15 protein-coding genes and 1 tRNA gene are annotated in these 15,856 nt (G+C 68.8%); 14 read left to right on the top strand and 2 right to left on the bottom strand.

The annotated features are described in order from the left end of the window. The first annotated feature begins 77 nt into the window (after window positions 1-77). From rpmG to ABZ721_RS13080, 6 genes are all read left to right on the top strand, one after another. On the top strand, window positions 78-242 hold the full coding sequence (gene rpmG / locus ABZ721_RS13105) for a 50S ribosomal protein L33 (RefSeq protein WP_004571794.1): 165 nt from the start codon (window positions 78-80) through the stop codon (window positions 240-242). 266 nt (window positions 243-508) lie between these two features. After that, window positions 509-961, top strand: coding sequence for a MaoC family dehydratase N-terminal domain-containing protein (locus tag ABZ721_RS13100; RefSeq protein ID WP_138352873.1), 453 nt, complete (start codon window positions 509-511; stop codon window positions 959-961). Between the two features lie 5 nt (window positions 962-966). Next, window positions 967-1,401: a MaoC family dehydratase gene (locus tag ABZ721_RS13095; protein WP_358788795.1), complete on the top strand. Its 435-nt coding sequence runs from the start codon at window positions 967-969 to the stop codon at window positions 1,399-1,401. Window positions 1,402-1,500: 99 nt separating this feature from the next. After that, window positions 1,501-2,115, top strand: a complete 615-nt coding sequence (locus ABZ721_RS13090) for a TetR/AcrR family transcriptional regulator (RefSeq protein WP_358788693.1) — start codon at window positions 1,501-1,503, stop codon at window positions 2,113-2,115. Between the two features lie 126 nt (window positions 2,116-2,241). Beyond that, window positions 2,242-3,696, top strand: a complete 1,455-nt coding sequence (locus ABZ721_RS13085) for an MFS transporter (RefSeq protein WP_358788692.1) — start codon at window positions 2,242-2,244, stop codon at window positions 3,694-3,696. Between the two features lie 73 nt (window positions 3,697-3,769). Beyond that, a complete protein-coding gene (locus ABZ721_RS13080; protein WP_358788691.1) occupies window positions 3,770-4,825 on the top strand; it encodes a UDP-N-acetylmuramate dehydrogenase in 1,056 nt (351 codons plus the stop codon). A gap of 109 nt (window positions 4,826-4,934) precedes the next feature. Here ABZ721_RS13080 and ABZ721_RS13075 read toward each other — a convergent pair whose 3' ends face one another. Continuing rightward, the gene (locus tag ABZ721_RS13075) at window positions 4,935-5,954 is read right to left on the bottom strand and encodes an adenosine deaminase (RefSeq protein ID WP_358788690.1); all 1,020 of its coding nucleotides are present in this window, start codon (window positions 5,952-5,954) and stop codon (window positions 4,935-4,937) included. Between the two features lie 116 nt (window positions 5,955-6,070). Next, the gene (locus ABZ721_RS13070; protein WP_358788689.1) at window positions 6,071-7,309 is read right to left on the bottom strand and encodes a pyridoxal phosphate-dependent aminotransferase; all 1,239 of its coding nucleotides are present in this window, start codon (window positions 7,307-7,309) and stop codon (window positions 6,071-6,073) included. Window positions 7,310-7,501: 192 nt separating this feature from the next. On the opposite strand from ABZ721_RS13070, the gene ABZ721_RS13065 reads away from it, so the two are divergent. From ABZ721_RS13065 to rpoB, 8 genes are all read left to right on the top strand, one after another. After that, window positions 7,502-7,574, top strand: a tRNA-Trp gene (locus tag ABZ721_RS13065). A gap of 97 nt (window positions 7,575-7,671) precedes the next feature. Continuing rightward, on the top strand, window positions 7,672-7,950 hold the full coding sequence (gene secE / locus ABZ721_RS13060; protein ID WP_277439618.1) for a preprotein translocase subunit SecE: 279 nt from the start codon (window positions 7,672-7,674) through the stop codon (window positions 7,948-7,950). Window positions 7,951-8,021: 71 nt separating this feature from the next. Then, window positions 8,022-8,930, top strand: coding sequence for a transcription termination/antitermination protein NusG (gene nusG / locus ABZ721_RS13055; RefSeq protein ID WP_358788688.1), 909 nt, complete (start codon window positions 8,022-8,024; stop codon window positions 8,928-8,930). 145 nt (window positions 8,931-9,075) lie between these two features. Next, window positions 9,076-9,510, top strand: coding sequence for a 50S ribosomal protein L11 (rplK, locus tag ABZ721_RS13050; RefSeq protein WP_250977262.1), 435 nt, complete (start codon window positions 9,076-9,078; stop codon window positions 9,508-9,510). A gap of 77 nt (window positions 9,511-9,587) precedes the next feature. Next, window positions 9,588-10,310, top strand: a complete 723-nt coding sequence (rplA, locus tag ABZ721_RS13045; RefSeq protein ID WP_277439621.1) for a 50S ribosomal protein L1 — start codon at window positions 9,588-9,590, stop codon at window positions 10,308-10,310. A 374-nt stretch (window positions 10,311-10,684) separates the two neighbouring features. Next, window positions 10,685-11,245, top strand: a complete 561-nt coding sequence (gene rplJ, locus ABZ721_RS13040) for a 50S ribosomal protein L10 (RefSeq protein WP_277439622.1) — start codon at window positions 10,685-10,687, stop codon at window positions 11,243-11,245. A gap of 85 nt (window positions 11,246-11,330) precedes the next feature. Next, the gene (gene rplL, locus ABZ721_RS13035; RefSeq protein ID WP_358788687.1) at window positions 11,331-11,711 is read left to right on the top strand and encodes a 50S ribosomal protein L7/L12; all 381 of its coding nucleotides are present in this window, start codon (window positions 11,331-11,333) and stop codon (window positions 11,709-11,711) included. 535 nt (window positions 11,712-12,246) lie between these two features. Next, complete coding sequence (gene rpoB / locus ABZ721_RS13030; RefSeq protein WP_358788686.1) at window positions 12,247-15,732, top strand: DNA-directed RNA polymerase subunit beta; 3,486 nt, start codon at window positions 12,247-12,249, stop codon at window positions 15,730-15,732. The last annotated feature ends 124 nt before the right edge of the window (window positions 15,733-15,856 follow it).

Genomic DNA, 15,856 nt, shown 5'->3' with positions numbered 1-15,856 from the left:
TCGATTGTGGGTTTAGACCTTCAATCGGCTACTCTCGTTGTGTTCATATACCCATCCGTTCGTCAAGGAGCACTCACGTGGCCGCCACCGACGTCCGCCCGAAGATCACGCTGGCCTGCGTGGAGTGCAAGGAGCGGAACTACATCACCAAGAAGAACCGGCGTAACGACCCGGACCGTCTTGAGATGAAGAAGCACTGCCCGCGCTGCAACGCGCACACCGCGCACCGCGAAACGCGCTGACAACAGGCCGTAACACACCACGAGGCCGTCCCCATTCTTGGGGGCGGCCTCGCGGCGTTGATCCGTCCGCTCGCGGGATCCGCGAGCGGCGTGATCAAATCGAACGTCTTCCCATGGCGTCACCCTGACGTGAGCCGCACCGCCGACGTGCGCCGCATCCGGACGTGAGCCTCACCCCGAGCGTCGGCGTCATCACGGTGACCGGCATCATGAGGACCATCGCGATGACCACCGTCCTGATCAGCATCCCGTAGCCGGAGGTATCGATGGCACTGGACCAGTCCTTCGTCGGGCGGAGCTATCCGCCCACCGCCCCCTATGAGGTGGGCCGGGAGAAGATCCGCGAGTTCGCCGAAGCGGTGGGCGATCTCAATCCCGCGTACACCGATCCCGACGCCGCCAGGGCGCTCGGGCATCCGGATGTGATCGCGCCGCCGACGTTCGCGTTCTCGATCACGTTCAAGGCGGCCGGTCTGGTCGTGCAGGACCCGGAGTTGGGCCTGGACTACAGCCGGGTCGTCCACGGCGACCAGCGCTTCGTCCACTCGCGCCCGGTGCGCGCTGGGGACCGGCTCACGGTCGTCTCGCACATCGACTCGATCAAGTCACTCGCGGGGAACGACGTCCTGTCGGTCCGCGGCGAGGTGCACGACGAGAACGGTGAGCACGTGGTGACGGCGTACACGATGCTCGTGGCCCGCGCGCAGGAAGGGGTGTGACCGGGATGACTTCCAAGGTCTCCTACGACGAGGTCGAGGTCGGCACCGAGCTCCCCGCGCAGACGTTCCCTGTGAGTCGCGCCACGCTCGTGCGCTACGCGGGTGCGTCCGGTGACTTCAACCCGATCCACTGGAACGAGCGGTTCGCGAAGGAGGTCGGGCTCCCCGACGTCATCGCGCACGGCATGTTCACGATGGCCTCCGCGATCCGCGTGGTCACCGACTGGGTCGGCGACCCGGGTGCGGTCGCCGAGTACGGCGTGCGGTTCACGAAGCCCGTCGTCGTCCCGGACGACGACAAGGGCGCGCTGATCGAGGTCACGGCCAAGGTCGGGGCGAAGCTCGACGACGAGGCGCGCACGGTCCGGGTGGACCTGGTGGCCACGGCGGCCGGCCAGAAGGTGCTGGGCCTGTCCCGTGCCGTGGTCCGGCTGGCCTGAGCCGACGCCTGAACGGAAGAGGGGAGGACTTCTCGGAAGTCCTTCCCTCTTTGCGTTTTCCGGTTGACGAAGTTAGTTAGTGGTCACTACCTTAAGGGCATGGCGAAGACGAGCATGCGGATGAGTGCGGAGGACCGGCGCGAGAGCGTCATCCGTGCCGCGATGACCGAGTTCGCCAAGGGCGGTTACTTCGGTACGTCGACGGACGCGATCGCCCGCCGCGTCGGCGTCTCGCAGCCGTACCTGTTCCGGCTCTTCCCCACCAAGGTGGACCTGTTCAAGGCCGCCGCGAACCGCTGCCTCGACCGCACCATCGCCACCTTCATGCAGGCCGCGGAGGGCCTGGAGGGGGAGGACGCGCTCGAGGCCATGGGCCAGGCCTACGGCGAGATGATCGAGGAGGACCGCGATGTCCTGCTCATGCAGATGCAGCTCTACGTCGCCGCCGCGGCGTCGGGCGACGGCGAGGTGGCCGAGCTGGCCCGCCGGCGCTGGCTCGCGATGTGGGACGCGGTGCGGGTGCGCACCGGCCTCGACGACGAGTGGATGAACAAGTTCTTCTCGACCGGGATGCTGATCAACACGCTGGTCTCGCTGGGGATCCCCTCGGACGACCGCTGCTGGCTGGGCTTCTCGTTCGACGAGCAGGGCAAAGGGCCGGCCGGGCAGGGCAAAGGGCCGGCCGGAGAGGCCGTCCAGGACCCGGCTCCCTGACCGGCGGCGGGAGCGGGGCCCGAGGGGCCCGTCCCGCACCGGCGCCCGATCGGCACGCAGCAAACGGCAAGTGCGTTCGTGTACCCGCAGAAGTTAGTGACTGATTACTAATCCCCGGGAGGGGTCATGCAGGAGCACCAGCAAGAGGCAGGGCCGGAGAAGGGCGTCCGGCGCGGCACTGCCGTCTGGGCCATGGTCATCACCAGCCTCGCCGGCTTCATGGCGAGCCTGGACAACCTCGTCGTCACCACCGCGCTGCCCTCCATCCGCAAGGACCTCGGGGGAGCGCTGGAGGACCTCGAATGGACGGTGAGCGCCTACACCCTCACCTTCGCGGTCCTCCTGATGTTCGGCGCCGCCCTCGGCGACCGGTTCGGCCGCCGCCGGCTCTTCACCGTCGGCCTCGGGCTGTTCACCGCGGCCTCCGCCGCCGCCGCGCTCGCCCCCGGCATGGGCGAGCTGATCGCCGCCCGCGCCGCCCAGGGCGTCGGCGCGGCGATCATGATGCCGCTGACCCTCACCCTGCTCTCCGCCACCGTCGCGCCGGAGCGCCGCGGCATGGCGTTCGGGATCTGGAGCGCGGTCAACGGCCTCGCCGTCGCCACCGGACCGCTGATCGGCGGCACCCTCACCGAGCACTTCTCCTGGCAGTGGATCTTCTGGCTGAACGTGCCGATCGGGCTGCTCCTGCTGCCCCTCGCCCGGCTCCGCCTGAACGAGAGCCACGGCCCGAACTCCCGGCTGGACGTCCCCGGCACCGCGCTCGCCAGCGCCGGCCTCTTCGGCATCGTCTACGCCCTCATCCGCGGCAACGCCGACGGCTGGACCAGCCCGGTCGTGCTCACCGGCCTGATCGGCGGAGCGGCGCTCATAGCGGCCTTCGTCGCCTACGAGACCCGGGCCGCGCACCCCATCCTGCCGATGCGGCTCTTCCGCAACCGCGCCTTCAGCGCGGTGAACGCGGCCAGCCTGCTGATGTTCCTCGGCATGTTCGGCTCGATCTTCCTGCTCAGCCAGTTCCTGCAGAACGTCTCCGGCTACTCGCCCATGGAGGCCGGCGTCCGGATGCTCCCCTGGACGGCGATGCCGATGGTCGTCTCGCCCATCGCGGGCATGCTCTCCGACCGCATCGGCGGCCGTCCGATCATCGCCACCGGCCTCGCCCTGCAGGCCGTGGGCCTCGCGCTCTTCGCCCTCGTCGTCACGACCGACGTCTCCTACGCGGCGCAGCTGCCCGCGCTGATCGTCAGCGGCATCGGGATGGCGATGTACTTCGGCCCCACCGCCAACGTCGTGATGTCCAGCGTCCGCCCGGAGGAACAGGGCATCGCCTCCGGCGCCAACAACGCGCTGCGGGAGCTGGGCGGCGCCCTCGGCGTCGCGATCCTCGCCTCCGTCTTCTCCGCCCAGGGCGGCTACGAGTCCGCCACCCGCTACGTGGACGGCCTGGTGCCCGCGCTGTGGGTCGGCGCGGTCGCCGTCGGCCTCGCGGCGGTCGCCGCGGTGCTCATCCCGCGGCGGCGCAAGGCGGCGGCTGCGGCCGACGCCGAGCCGCGGCGGGTTCTGGAGCCGGTCGCCTGACCGGCGACGTGCGGGCACCGGCAGGGGGACCGGAGATCCGGTCCCCCTTCGGCGTCCCCGTAGGGTGGACGGCGTGCACGTAACCCACGACACCCCCCTCGCCCCCCTGACGACCTTCCGGCTCGGCGGGCCCGCCGCCCGCCTCGTGACGGCCACCACCGACGCTGAGGTCGTCGAGGCGGTCCGCGAGGCGGACCGCGCCGGCACGCCGCTCCTGGTGATCGGCGGCGGCAGCAACCTCGTCATCGGCGACGCCGGATTCGACGGCACCGCGCTGCGGATCGCCACCACCGGCTTCGCCCTCGACGGGACCGCGCTGGAGCTGGCGGCCGGCGAGGTGTGGAGCGACGCCGTCGCCCGGACCGTCGAGGCGGGCCTGGCCGGCATCGAGTGCCTGGCGGGCATTCCCGGCTCCGCCGGGGCGACGCCGATCCAGAACGTCGGGGCGTACGGGCAGGACGTGTCGGCGACGGTCACCGAGGTCGTCGCGTACGACCGCCGCGCGGACGAGACGGTGACCATCCCCGCCGCCGACTGCGGCTTCGCCTACCGCGACAGCCGCTTCAAGGCCGATCCGGAGCGGTACGTCGTGCTGCGCGTGCGGTTCGGCCTGGAGGACGCGGGCGGGATGTCGGCGCCGGTGAAGTACGCGGAGGTGGCCCGCGCCCTGGGCGTGGAGGCGGGCGACCGGGTGCCGGTGGCCACCGCCAGGACGACGGTGCTCGGGCTGCGCGCCGGCAAGGGCATGGTGCTGGACGCGGCCGACCACGACACCTGGTCGGCGGGCTCGTTCTTCACCAACCCGATCCTGACGGAAGCCGAGTTCGCGGATTTCGTGAGCCGGGTGCACGAACGGCTCGGCGCCGGCACCGAACCGCCCGCCTATCCGGCGGGGGACGGGCTGCGGAAGACGTCGGCGGCCTGGCTGATCGACCGCGCCGGGTTCGCCAAGGGGTACGGCGACGGCCCGGCCCGCATCTCCGGGAAGCACACCCTGGCGCTGACCAACCGCGGCCAGGCCAAGACGGACGACCTGCTGGCCCTCGCCCGCGAGGTCCGCGACGGGGTGCGCGCCGCGTTCGGCGTCACGCTCGTCAACGAACCGGTCATGGTGGGCGCCCGGCTCTGACGCCGCCCGGCCCCCTGCTGACGCCGCCGCCCGGCCCCTGCCGGCGGGCGCGCGGCCCCCGCCCACGCGCGAGCGGCCCCTGATCACCGGGGCCCGGCGCGCCCGCCCGTCAGGCCGGCAGGGCCAGCCAGTCCTCGATGCCGGACAGCAGCCGCTCGCGCACGTCCGGGGGGGCCGCCGAGCCGCGGACCGACTGCCGGGCCAGCTCCGCCAGCTCCTCGTCGGTGAAGGCGTGCGAGTCCCGGGCGATCTCGTACTGCGCGGCGAGCCGGGAGCCGAAGAGCAGCGGGTCGTCGGCGCCCAGCGCCATCGGTACGCCGGCCTCGAAGAGCGTGCGCAGCGGTACGTCCTCGGGCTTCTCGTAGACGCCCAGCGCCACGTTGGAGGCCGGGCAGACCTCGCAGGTGATCTGCCGCTCGGCGAGCTTCCGCAGCAGCCGCGGGTCCTCCGCGGCCCGGACGCCGTGCCCCACCCGGCCCGCGTGCAGGTCGTCCAGGCAGTCGCGGACGCTGCTGGGGCCCGCGAGCTCACCGCCGTGCGGTGCGGCGAGCAGGCCGCCCTCGCGGGCGATGGCGAAGGCCCGGTCGAAGTCGCGGGCGAGCCCGCGGCGCTCGTCGTTGGACAGGCCGAAGCCGACGACGCCCTGGTCGGCGTAGCGCACCGCGAGCCGGGCCAGGGTGCGGGCGTCGAGCGGGTGCTTCATGCGGTTGGCGGCGACGATGACGGCGATCCCGACGCCGGTGTCCCGGGAGGCGGTGTGCACCGCGTCCAGGATGATCTCCATGGTCGGGATGAGGCCGCCGAGCCGCGGCGCGTACGACGTGGGATCGACCTGGATCTCCAGCCATCCGGAGCCGTCCCTGGCGTCCTCCTCGGCGGCCTCGTGGACCAGCCGGCGGATGTCGTCGGCGGTGCGCAGGCACGAGCGTGCGCTGTCGTAGAGCCGCTGGAAGCGGAACCAGCCCCGCTCGTCGGTGGCCCGCAGTTTCGGCGGCTCACCCGAGGTGAGCGCGTCGGGGAGGTGCACACCGTGCAGGTCCGCGAGTTCCAGCAGGGTCTCGGACCGCATGGAGCCGGTGAAGTGCAGATGGAGATGGGCCTTGGGGAGCAGACGGACATCACGTGCCATCCCAAGATCCTGCCGTACGGGTGACGGTGTCCGGTACCGCTTTCACCGAACGGGGGTTTGCCCGAAAACAGGAACGGGCCCCCGGCGGCTGCCGGGGGCCCGTCGCAGGTGGGCGGTCAGTCGCGGGCCTCGCCCAGCAGCTTCTGCAGCCGGGAGACGCCCTCGACCAGGTCCTCGTCGCCGAGCGCGTAGGAAAGCCGCAGGTAGCCGGGGGTGCCGAAGGCCTCACCGGGCACGACGGCGACCTCGACCTCGTCCAGGATCAGCGCCGCCAGCTCGACCGAGGACGCCGGGCGCTTGCCGCGGATCTCCTTGCCGAGCAGCTGCTTCACCGACGGGTAGACGTAGAACGCGCCCTCCGGAGTGGGGCACACCACACCGTCGATCTCGTTGAGCATCCGCACGATGGTCTGCCGCCGCCGGTCGAAGGCGGTGCGCATCTCGGCGACCGCGTCCAGGTCGCCGGAGACCGCGGCCAGCGCGGCCGCCTGGGCGACGTTGCTGACGTTGGAGGTGGCGTGCGACTGCAGGTTCGTCGCGGCCTTGATGACGTCCTTGGGGCCGATCATCCACCCGACGCGCCAGCCGGTCATGGCGTACGTCTTGGCCACGCCGTTGACGACGACGCACTTGTCGCGCAGCTCGGGCAGGATCGCCGGCAGCGAGGTGAAGGACGCGTCCCCGTAGACGAGGTGCTCATAGATCTCGTCGGTGAGGACCCACAGGCCGTGCTCGACGGCCCAGCGGCCGATCGCCTCGGCGTCGGCCTCGTTGTAGACGGCGCCGGTCGGGTTGGACGGCGAGACGAAGAGGACGACCTTGGTGCGCGGGGTGCGGGCCGCCTCCAGCTGCTCGACCGTGACGCGGTAGCCGGTCGTCTCGTCCGCGACGACGTCGACGGGCACGCCGCCCGCGAGCCGGATCGACTCCGGGTACGTGGTCCAGTACGGCGCCGGGACGATGACCTCGTCGCCCGGGTCGAGGATCGCGGCGAAGGCCTCGTAGATGGCCTGCTTGCCGCCGTTGGTCACCAGCACCTGGGAGGCGTCGACCTCGTAGCCGGAGTCGCGCAGTGTCTTGGCGGCGATGGCGGCCTTGAGCTCGGGGAGCCCGCCCGCGGGGGTGTAGCGGTGGAACTTGGGGTTGCGGCACGCCTCCACCGCGGCCTCGACGATGTAGTCGGGGGTCGGGAAGTCCGGCTCGCCGGCACCGAAGCCGATCACCGGACGCCCGGCGGCCTTGAGGGCCTTCGCCTTGGCGTCCACGGCGAGGGTCGCGGACTCGGAGATCGACCCGATGCGGGCCGACACCCGTCGGTCGGAGGGGGACTGTACGGGGGGAGTGGCAGCGGTCATGACTGCATGGTCCCAGACGGCGTACCGCCCCGGCACCGTGGTTTGCGGAGTGGACACCCCGGTGTTCGCGCAGTGGACGGAGGGGTTGCGGCGGGGCCGTGGCGGAGCCGTTCGACGCCCGGCCTGTGAACACGTACACTCATCCGTCGATGGCCCTCTCGCGAACTGCGGTACGTTGAGGGGCGTCTTCAAAGGGTCGTAGCTCAATTGGTAGAGCACTGGTCTCCAAAACCAGCGGTTGGGGGTTCAAGTCCCTCCGGCCCTGCTACACGCGTCCTCACCAGGATGCGGGCAGGTAATTGCACTCGCCGTACCGCGCGACGGGCGCGGTATGGCCACGACCCGGAGTCAGGTGAAGACGAGTGACTGAAATCACGGACTCCATCGAGGTCCCTGAGCCTGACGCATCCCAGGACAAGAAGGCCCGCCGCGGCGGTAAGCGCGGAAAGAAGGGCCCCCTGGCCCGTCTCGGCCTCTTCTACCGGCAGATCGTCGCCGAGCTCCGCAAGGTCGTCTGGCCTTCGCGTGGAGACCTCACGACGTACACGAGCGTCGTAATTGTCTTCGTTGTCGTCGTCATCGGGCTGGTGTCCGTGATTGACTTTGGCTTCGCGAAGCTCGTCTCGTACGTCTTCGGATGATCCTGCGGAGGACGCCCCTCGGGCGCCTTTCCGCATGTTCCACCCCTTGAAGTCAGGAAGAAGCAGTCACCGTGTCTGACCCGAACGTGTACGACGCCGACGAGTCCGTCGAGGGCGACGACACTGCGCTCGACATCGTCGAGGCAGCCGACGGCGACATCGACCAGGCCGAAGCTGCCGATGAAGCCGCAGGCGAAGCCGCCGAGCAGGCCGCCGTCCACGCCATCGACGAGACCGACGACGATGACGCTGTCGCCGAGGACGAGTCGGAAGCCGCCGTCGCCGATGACGACGAGGCCGACGCCGTGCTCGACGAGGCCGACGCGGAGCTGGCCGAGGACGGCGAGCCCGTCGAGGAGCCCGAGCCGGTCGACCCGATCGCGGCCTTCCGCGAGGAGCTCCGCACCCTGCCGGGCGAGTGGTACGTCATCCACACCTACGCCGGCTACGAGAACCGCGTGAAGTCCAACCTGGAGCAGCGCGCCGTCTCGCTCAACGTCGAGGACTACATCTACCAGGCAGAAGTGCCGCAGGAAGAAGTAGCCCAGATCAAGAACGGCGAGCGCAAGACGGTGAAGCAGAACAAGCTTCCCGGCTACGTGCTCGTCCGCATGGACCTGACGAACGAGTCGTGGGGTGTCGTCCGCAACACGCCCGGCGTCACCGGCTTCGTGGGCAACGCGTACGACCCGTACCCGCTGACGCTGGACGAGATCCTCAAGATGCTCGCTCCCGAGGTCGAGGCGGCCGCCGAGGCCGCCGCGGCGGCGGACGGCACGGGTCCGGCCCGCAAGATCGAGGTCCAGGTGCTGGACTTCGAGGTCGGCGACTCGGTCACCGTCACCGACGGCCCGTTCGCGACGCTGCAGGCGACGATCAACGAGATCAACCCGGACTCCAAGAAGATCAAGGGCCTCGTCGAGATCTTCGGCCGCGAGACCCCGGTCGAGCTCAGCTTCGACCAGATCCAGAAGAACTGACTTTTTTACACGTCCGACCAGGTCAGACCGGCTTTTTCAGCTGGTCTGGCCTGTTTGGTTCCAGGCCACGCCTCGATACCCGTTATCGTGGTGCGGTATGCCTGTTAGCAGGCGAAACAACTCTCACTAGGACCCGGAGAGAGCAATGCCTCCCAAGAAGAAGAAGATCACGGGGCTTATCAAGCTCCAGATCAACGCGGGCGCGGCCAACCCCGCGCCGCCCGTCGGCCCCGCACTGGGCCAGCACGGCGTCAACATCATGGAGTTCTGCAAGGCCTACAACGCCGCGACCGAGTCGCAGCGTGGCATGGTCGTGCCGGTGGAGATCACGGTCTACGACGACCGCTCCTTCACCTTCATCACCAAGACTCCGCCGGCCGCGAAGCTGATCCTCAAGGCCGCGGGCGTGGAGAAGGGCTCCGGCGAGCCCCACGTCAAGAAGGTCGCGAAGCTCACCGCCGCCCAGGTGCGTGACATCGCCACCCTCAAGATGCCGGACCTGAACGCCAACGACCTGGACGCCGCGTCGAAGATCATCGCCGGCACCGCCCGTTCCATGGGCATCACGGTCGAGGGCTGACGCCCACCCCGAAGCACGTCTGTGGAAGGACCGCGCGCGGTCCGTACCACGACTCCACTCATCATTGAGGAGCAGCAGTGAAGCGCAGCAAGACTCTCCGCGCTGCGGACGCGAAGATCGACCGGGAGAAGCTCTACGCCCCGCTCGAGGCCGTCCGTCTCGCCAAGGACACCGCAGCGACGAAGTTCGACTCGACCGTCGAGGTCGCCATGCGTCTGGGTGTCGACCCGCGCAAGGCCGACCAGATGGTCCGCGGCACCGTCAACCTTCCGCACGGCACCGGCAAGACCGCCCGGGTCCTGGTCTTCGCGACCGGTGACCGTGCAGCGGCCGCGGAAGCCGCGGGCGCCGACATCGTCGGCTCCGACGAACTCATCGAAGAGGTGGCCAAGGGCCGCCTGGACTTCGACGCCGTCGTCGCCACGCCGGACCTCATGGGCAAGGTCGGCCGCCTGGGCCGCGTGCTCGGTCCCCGTGGCCTGATGCCGAACCCGAAGACCGGCACCGTGACCCCGGACGTGGCCAAGGCCGTGACCGAGATCAAGGGCGGCAAGATCGAGTTCCGCGTCGACAAGCACTCGAACCTGCACTTCATCATCGGCAAGGTGTCGTTCGACGACGCGCAGCTGGTGGAGAACTACGGCGCGGCCCTGGACGAGATCCTTCGTCTGAAGCCGTCGGCCGCCAAGGGCCGGTACATCCGGAAGGCCGCCATCAGCACGACGATGGGCCCGGGCATCCTGGTGGACCAGAACCGCACCCGCAACCTCCTCGTCGAGGAGGACCCGGCCGCCGTCTGATCCGCCTCGGATCGCACGGAGCCGCGTACGCGACTCGGGCCGGGCCCCGCTCCCTCTGGGAGCGGGGCCCGGCCTGGTTCCGTCGGCCGGGCCTCCACAGGCCGCTGAGCGGCCCGTTGAGGCGATTTGCCGGATCGCGACACGTTCGCGTACGCTACCGAAGAAGCCAAAGACCGCTGGTCGCTGCTGTGCCCTCGTTGAGGAGCGCGGCGGCCGAAGGATCCGCTAGCTGCGGACGTCCCGCTCAGGTTGCTGTGGAAGAACTCCTGGAATTCATTCTGGTTGAGTAACGCCCCGTGCGCCTGCGCCGGGGCGTTCGTGTTGCCCAGCCCCTTCCGTGCGGTCCTGAATCACCCGGAAGGAGGCCGAGACTCATGGCGAGGCCCGATAAGGCTGCTGCGGTTGCCGAGCTGACGGACAAGTTCCGCAGCTCCAATGCCGCAATGCTGACCGAGTACCGCGGTCTCACCGTGGCGCAGCTCAAGACGCTGCGTCGTTCGCTCGGTGAGAACGCCCAGTACGCCGTGGTGAAGAACACGCTGACCAAGATCGCGGCCAACGAGGCCGGGATCAGCACGCTGGACGACCTGTTCGCAGGTCCGACGGCGGTTGCCTTCGTCACCGGTGACCCGGTGGAGTCGGCGAAGAGTCTGCGTGACTTCGCCAAGGACAACCCCAACCTCATCATCAAGGGCGGTGTCCTTGACGGTAAGGCGCTGTCCGCCGATGAGATCAAGAAGCTCGCGGACCTCGAGTCCCGCGAGGTTCTGCTCGCCAAGGTGGCCGGTGGCATCAAGGCGTCGATGGCCAAGGCCGCGGCGACTTTCCAGGCCCCGCTCACGGAGTTCGTCCGCACTGCGGACGCGCTTCGCGCCAAGGTCGAGCAGGGCGGTGCCGGTACGCCGGCTCCCGCCGAGGCCGAGGTGGCGGAGTAACCCTCCGCCCCCCTGGTCGCAGCGGGCGCCTCACGCCCGCCTTCATGTACACCCGGCACCTGCCGAATAGTGGAAGGACGCCATCATGGCGAAGCTGTCCCAGGACGAGCTGCTCGCGCAGTTCGAGACCCTGACCCTCATCGAGCTCTCCGAGTTCGTCAAGGCGTTCGAAGAGAAGTTCGACGTCAAGGCTGCCGCCCCGGTCGCCATCGCCGGCGGCCCGGTTGGCCCCGCCGTCGAGGCCGCTGAGGAGCAGGACGAGTTCGACGTCGTCCTCACCGGCGCCGGCGAGAAGAAGATCCAGGTCATCAAGGTTGTGCGTGAGCTCACCTCGCTGGGTCTGAAGGAGGCCAAGGACCTCGTCGACGGCGCTCCGAAGCCGGTCCTCGAGAAGGTCGCCAAGGAGGCCGCCGAGAAGGCTGCCGAGTCCCTCAAGGCCGCTGGCGCGTCCGTCGAGGTCAAGTAGTTCCCAGCCCCTCCACGAGGGGCTGAACAGCCGCAGGGCGGCCACCCGAAAGGGTGGCCGCCCTCGGTCGTTCCCGGGGTCCTCCAGGGGCCCTGTAGGCGCTCGGGGGTAAGGTGATCATCCCCGTCGGGCGGGGGGCGCCGTACGGATCTCCGGGGGGCTGAGGCCTTGACGAACCGCACGCGGCGCGCAATTCTCAGGACGCGTCGTAAGTTCGATCCGGGGTCCGAGGCATGGATCGAGCGCGATGCGGGAATGCCTAGCGTCAAGCACAGATCCGGTGCCGAGACCGGGTCGACAACAGTGGCGAGGGGGCAATGATTCGGTACTCCGAATCTCTGCCTGGACATCAGTGTGCCGAGTGGCTACACTGACCCTTTGCGCTGCCTGTTAGCTGTAGCCTGGCCCGTCACCAGGGACAGCCCCAAGCCTGAGCACCGAACGAAGAGATGTCCTGTCTGAGGACGTCCCTGTGTGCTCGGGGGCGGACACCGGTATGCGCGTAGTGAGTCCGAGCCCTCGGAAGGACCCCCTCTTGGCCGCCTCGCGCAACGCCTCGACTGCCAATACGAACAACGGTGCCAGCACCTCACCGCTGCGCATCTCTTTTGCGAAGATCAAGGAACCCCTCGAGGTACCGAACCTCCTCGCGCTGCAGACCGAGAGCTTTGACTGGCTGCTCGGCAACGCCGCGTGGAAGGCTCGTGTCGAGGCGGCTCTGGAAAGTGGCCAGGACGTCCCCAGGAAGTCGGGTCTGGAAGAGATCTTCGAGGAGATCTCTCCGATCGAAGACTTCTCCGGGTCGATGTCGCTCACCTTCCGCGACCACCGTTTTGAGCCTCCGAAGAACTCGATCGACGAGTGCAAGGAGCGCGACTTCACGTACGGCGCTCCGCTCTTCGTCACCGCCGAGTTCACCAACAACGAGACCGGCGAGATCAAGTCGCAGACGGTCTTCATGGGCGACTTCCCGCTCATGACCAACAAGGGCACCTTCTGCATCAACGGCACCGAGCGTGTCGTCGTGTCGCAGCTGGTCCGCTCGCCCGGCGTCTACTTCGACTCCTCGATCGACAAGACGTCCGACAAGGACATCTTCTCGGCGAAGGTCATCCCGTCCCGCGGTGCCTGGCTCGAGCTCGAGATCGACAAGCGCGACATGGTCGGTGTCCGCATCGACCGCAAGCGCAAGCAGTCGGTCACCGTGCTCCTCAAGGCCCTCGGTTGGACGACCGAGCAGATCCTCGAGGAGTTCGGCGAGTACGAGTCCATGCGCGCCACCCTGGAGAAGGACCACACCCAGGGCCAGGACGACGCGCTGCTCGACATCTACCGCAAGCTGCGTCCGGGCGAACCGCCGACCCGCGAGGCCGCGCAGACGCTGCTCGAGAACCTCTACTTCAACCCGAAGCGCTACGACCTCGCGAAGGTCGGCCGCTACAAGGTGAACAAGAAGCTCGGCAGCGACAAGCCGCTCGACGCCGGCGTGCTGACCACGGCCGACGTTCTCGCGACCATCAAGTACCTGGTCAAGCTGCACGCCGGTGAGACCGAGACCGTGGGCGAGGACGGCCGCAACATCGTCGTCGAGACCGACGACATCGACCACTTCGGCAACCGTCGCCTGCGCAACGTCGGCGAGCTCATCCAGAACCAGGTCCGTACCGGCCTGGCTCGTATGGAGCGCGTCGTCCGCGAGCGGATGACCACCCAGGACGTCGAGGCGATCACGCCGCAGACCCTGATCAACATCCGGCCGGTCGTCGCCTCCATCAAGGAGTTCTTCGGCACCAGCCAGCTGTCCCAGTTCATGGACCAGACGAACCCGCTGTCGGGCCTGACCCACAAGCGCCGTCTGTCCGCGCTGGGCCCGGGTGGTCTGTCCCGTGAGCGCGCCGGCTTCGAAGTCCGTGACGTGCACCCGTCGCACTACGGCCGCATGTGTCCGATCGAGACCCCCGAAGGCCCGAACATCGGCCTGATCGGCTCGCTCGCCTCCTACGGCCGGGTCAACGCCTTCGGCTTCGTCGAGACCCCGTACCGCAAGGTCGTCGAGGGCATCGTCACCGATGACGTCGACTACCTGACGGCCGACGAGGAGGACCGCTTCGTCATCGCGCAGGCCAACGCGCCGCTGACGGACGACAACCACTTCGAAGAGGCCCGTGTCCTGGTCCGCCGCCGTGGCGGGGAGATCGACTACATCCCCGGCGCCGACGTCGACTACATGGACGTCTCGCCGCGCCAGATGGTGTCGGTCGCGACCGCGATGATCCCGTTCCTCGAGCACGACGACGCCAACCGCGCGCTCATGGGATCGAACATGATGCGCCAGGCGGTGCCGCTCATCAAGAGCGAGGCCCCGCTGGTCGGCACCGGCATGGAGTACCGCTGCGCGGTCGACGCCGGTGACGTCATCAAGGCCGAGAAGGACGGTGTGGTCCAGGAGGTCTCCGCGGACTACGTCACGGTCGCCAACGACGACGGCACGTACACCACGTACCGGGTCGCGAAGTTCTCCCGCTCGAACCAGGGCACGTCCTTCAACCAGAAGGTCGTCGTCGACGAGGGCGCTCGCGTCGTCGCCAACCAGGTCCTGGCCGACGGCCCCTCCACCGACGAGGGCGAGATGGCCCTCGGCAAGAACCTCCTCGTGGCATTCATGCCGTGGGAGGGCCACAACTACGAAGACGCGATCATCCTCAGCCAGCGGCTGGTCCAGGACGACGTCCTCTCCTCGATCCACATCGAGGAGCACGAGGTCGACGCCCGTGACACCAAGCTCGGCCCCGAGGAGATCACCCGGGACATCCCGAACGTCTCCGAGGAGGTCCTCGCGGACCTCGACGAGCGCGGGATCATCCGCATCGGTGCCGACGTCGTCGCCGGCGACATCCTGGTCGGGAAGGTCACGCCCAAGGGCGAGACCGAGCTGACCCCGGAGGAGCGCCTGCTCCGCGCGATCTTCGGCGAGAAGGCGCGCGAAGTGCGCGACACCTCGCTGAAGGTGCCGCACGGCGAGACCGGCAAGGTCATCGGCGTCCGCGTCTTCGACCGCGAAGAGGGCGACGAGCTGCCGCCGGGCGTGAACCAGCTGGTCCGCGTCTACGTCGCGCAGAAGCGCAAGATCAACAACGGTGACAAGCTCGCCGGCCGTCACGGCAACAAGGGCGTCATCTCGAAGATCCTGCCGGTCGAGGACATGCCGTTCCTGGAGGACGGCACCCCGGTCGACATCATCCTCAACCCGCTGGGTGTCCCGTCCCGCATGAACCCGGGCCAGGTCCTGGAGATCCACCTCGGCTGGCTCGCGAAGCAGGGCTGGGACGTCTCCGGTATCGGTGCCGAGTGGGCCCGCCGCCTGGAGGTCATCGGCGCCGACAAGGTGCCGCCCGGCTCCAACGTCGCCACCCCGGTGTTCGACGGTGCGCGCGAGGACGAGATCACCGGCCTCTTCGAGGCCACGATCCCGAACCGCGACGGCGACCGGATGGTGCTGCCCTCGGGCAAGGCCCGGATGTTCGACGGCCGCTCCGGCGAGCCGTTCCCGGACCCGATCTCAGTCGGCTACATGTACATCCTGAAGCTCCACCACCTGGTGGACGACAAGCTCCACGCCCGCTCCACCGGTCCGTACTCCATGATCACGCAGCAGCCGCTGGGTGGTAAGGCGCAGTTCGGTGGTCAGCGATTCGGTGAGATGGAGGTGTGGGCCCTTGAGGCATACGGTGCCGCCTACGCCCTCCAGGAGCTGCTGACGATCAAGTCCGACGACGTGCTCGGCCGCGTGAAGGTCTACGAGGCCATCGTCAAGGGCGAGAACATCCCCGAACCCGGCATTCCCGAGTCCTTCAAGGTGCTCATCAAGGAAATGCAGTCGCTGTGCCTCAACGTGGAGGTGCTGTCCTCGGACGGCATGTCCATCGAGATGCGCGACACGGACGAGGACGTCTTCCGTGCCGCGGAAGAGCTCGGAATCGACCTGTCCCGGCGTGAGCCGAGCAGCGTCGAAGAGGTCTGACGGGCCGGCCGGGAAGTCGCACTCGCGGCTTCCCGGCCGCTCCGGGCGCCCGTAACACGGCCCCGGAGTGACCCCACGGACTGTTCAGACCATGTTTGACACTCGACCCCGGCAGTGTCACTAG

This window comes from Streptomyces sp. NPDC006733 (genome assembly GCF_040636125.1).
Lineage (GTDB): Bacteria > Actinomycetota > Actinomycetes > Streptomycetales > Streptomycetaceae > Actinacidiphila.
The sequence above is the reverse complement of the archived record's forward strand: the minus strand, read 5'-3'. Positions and strand labels throughout refer to the sequence as shown.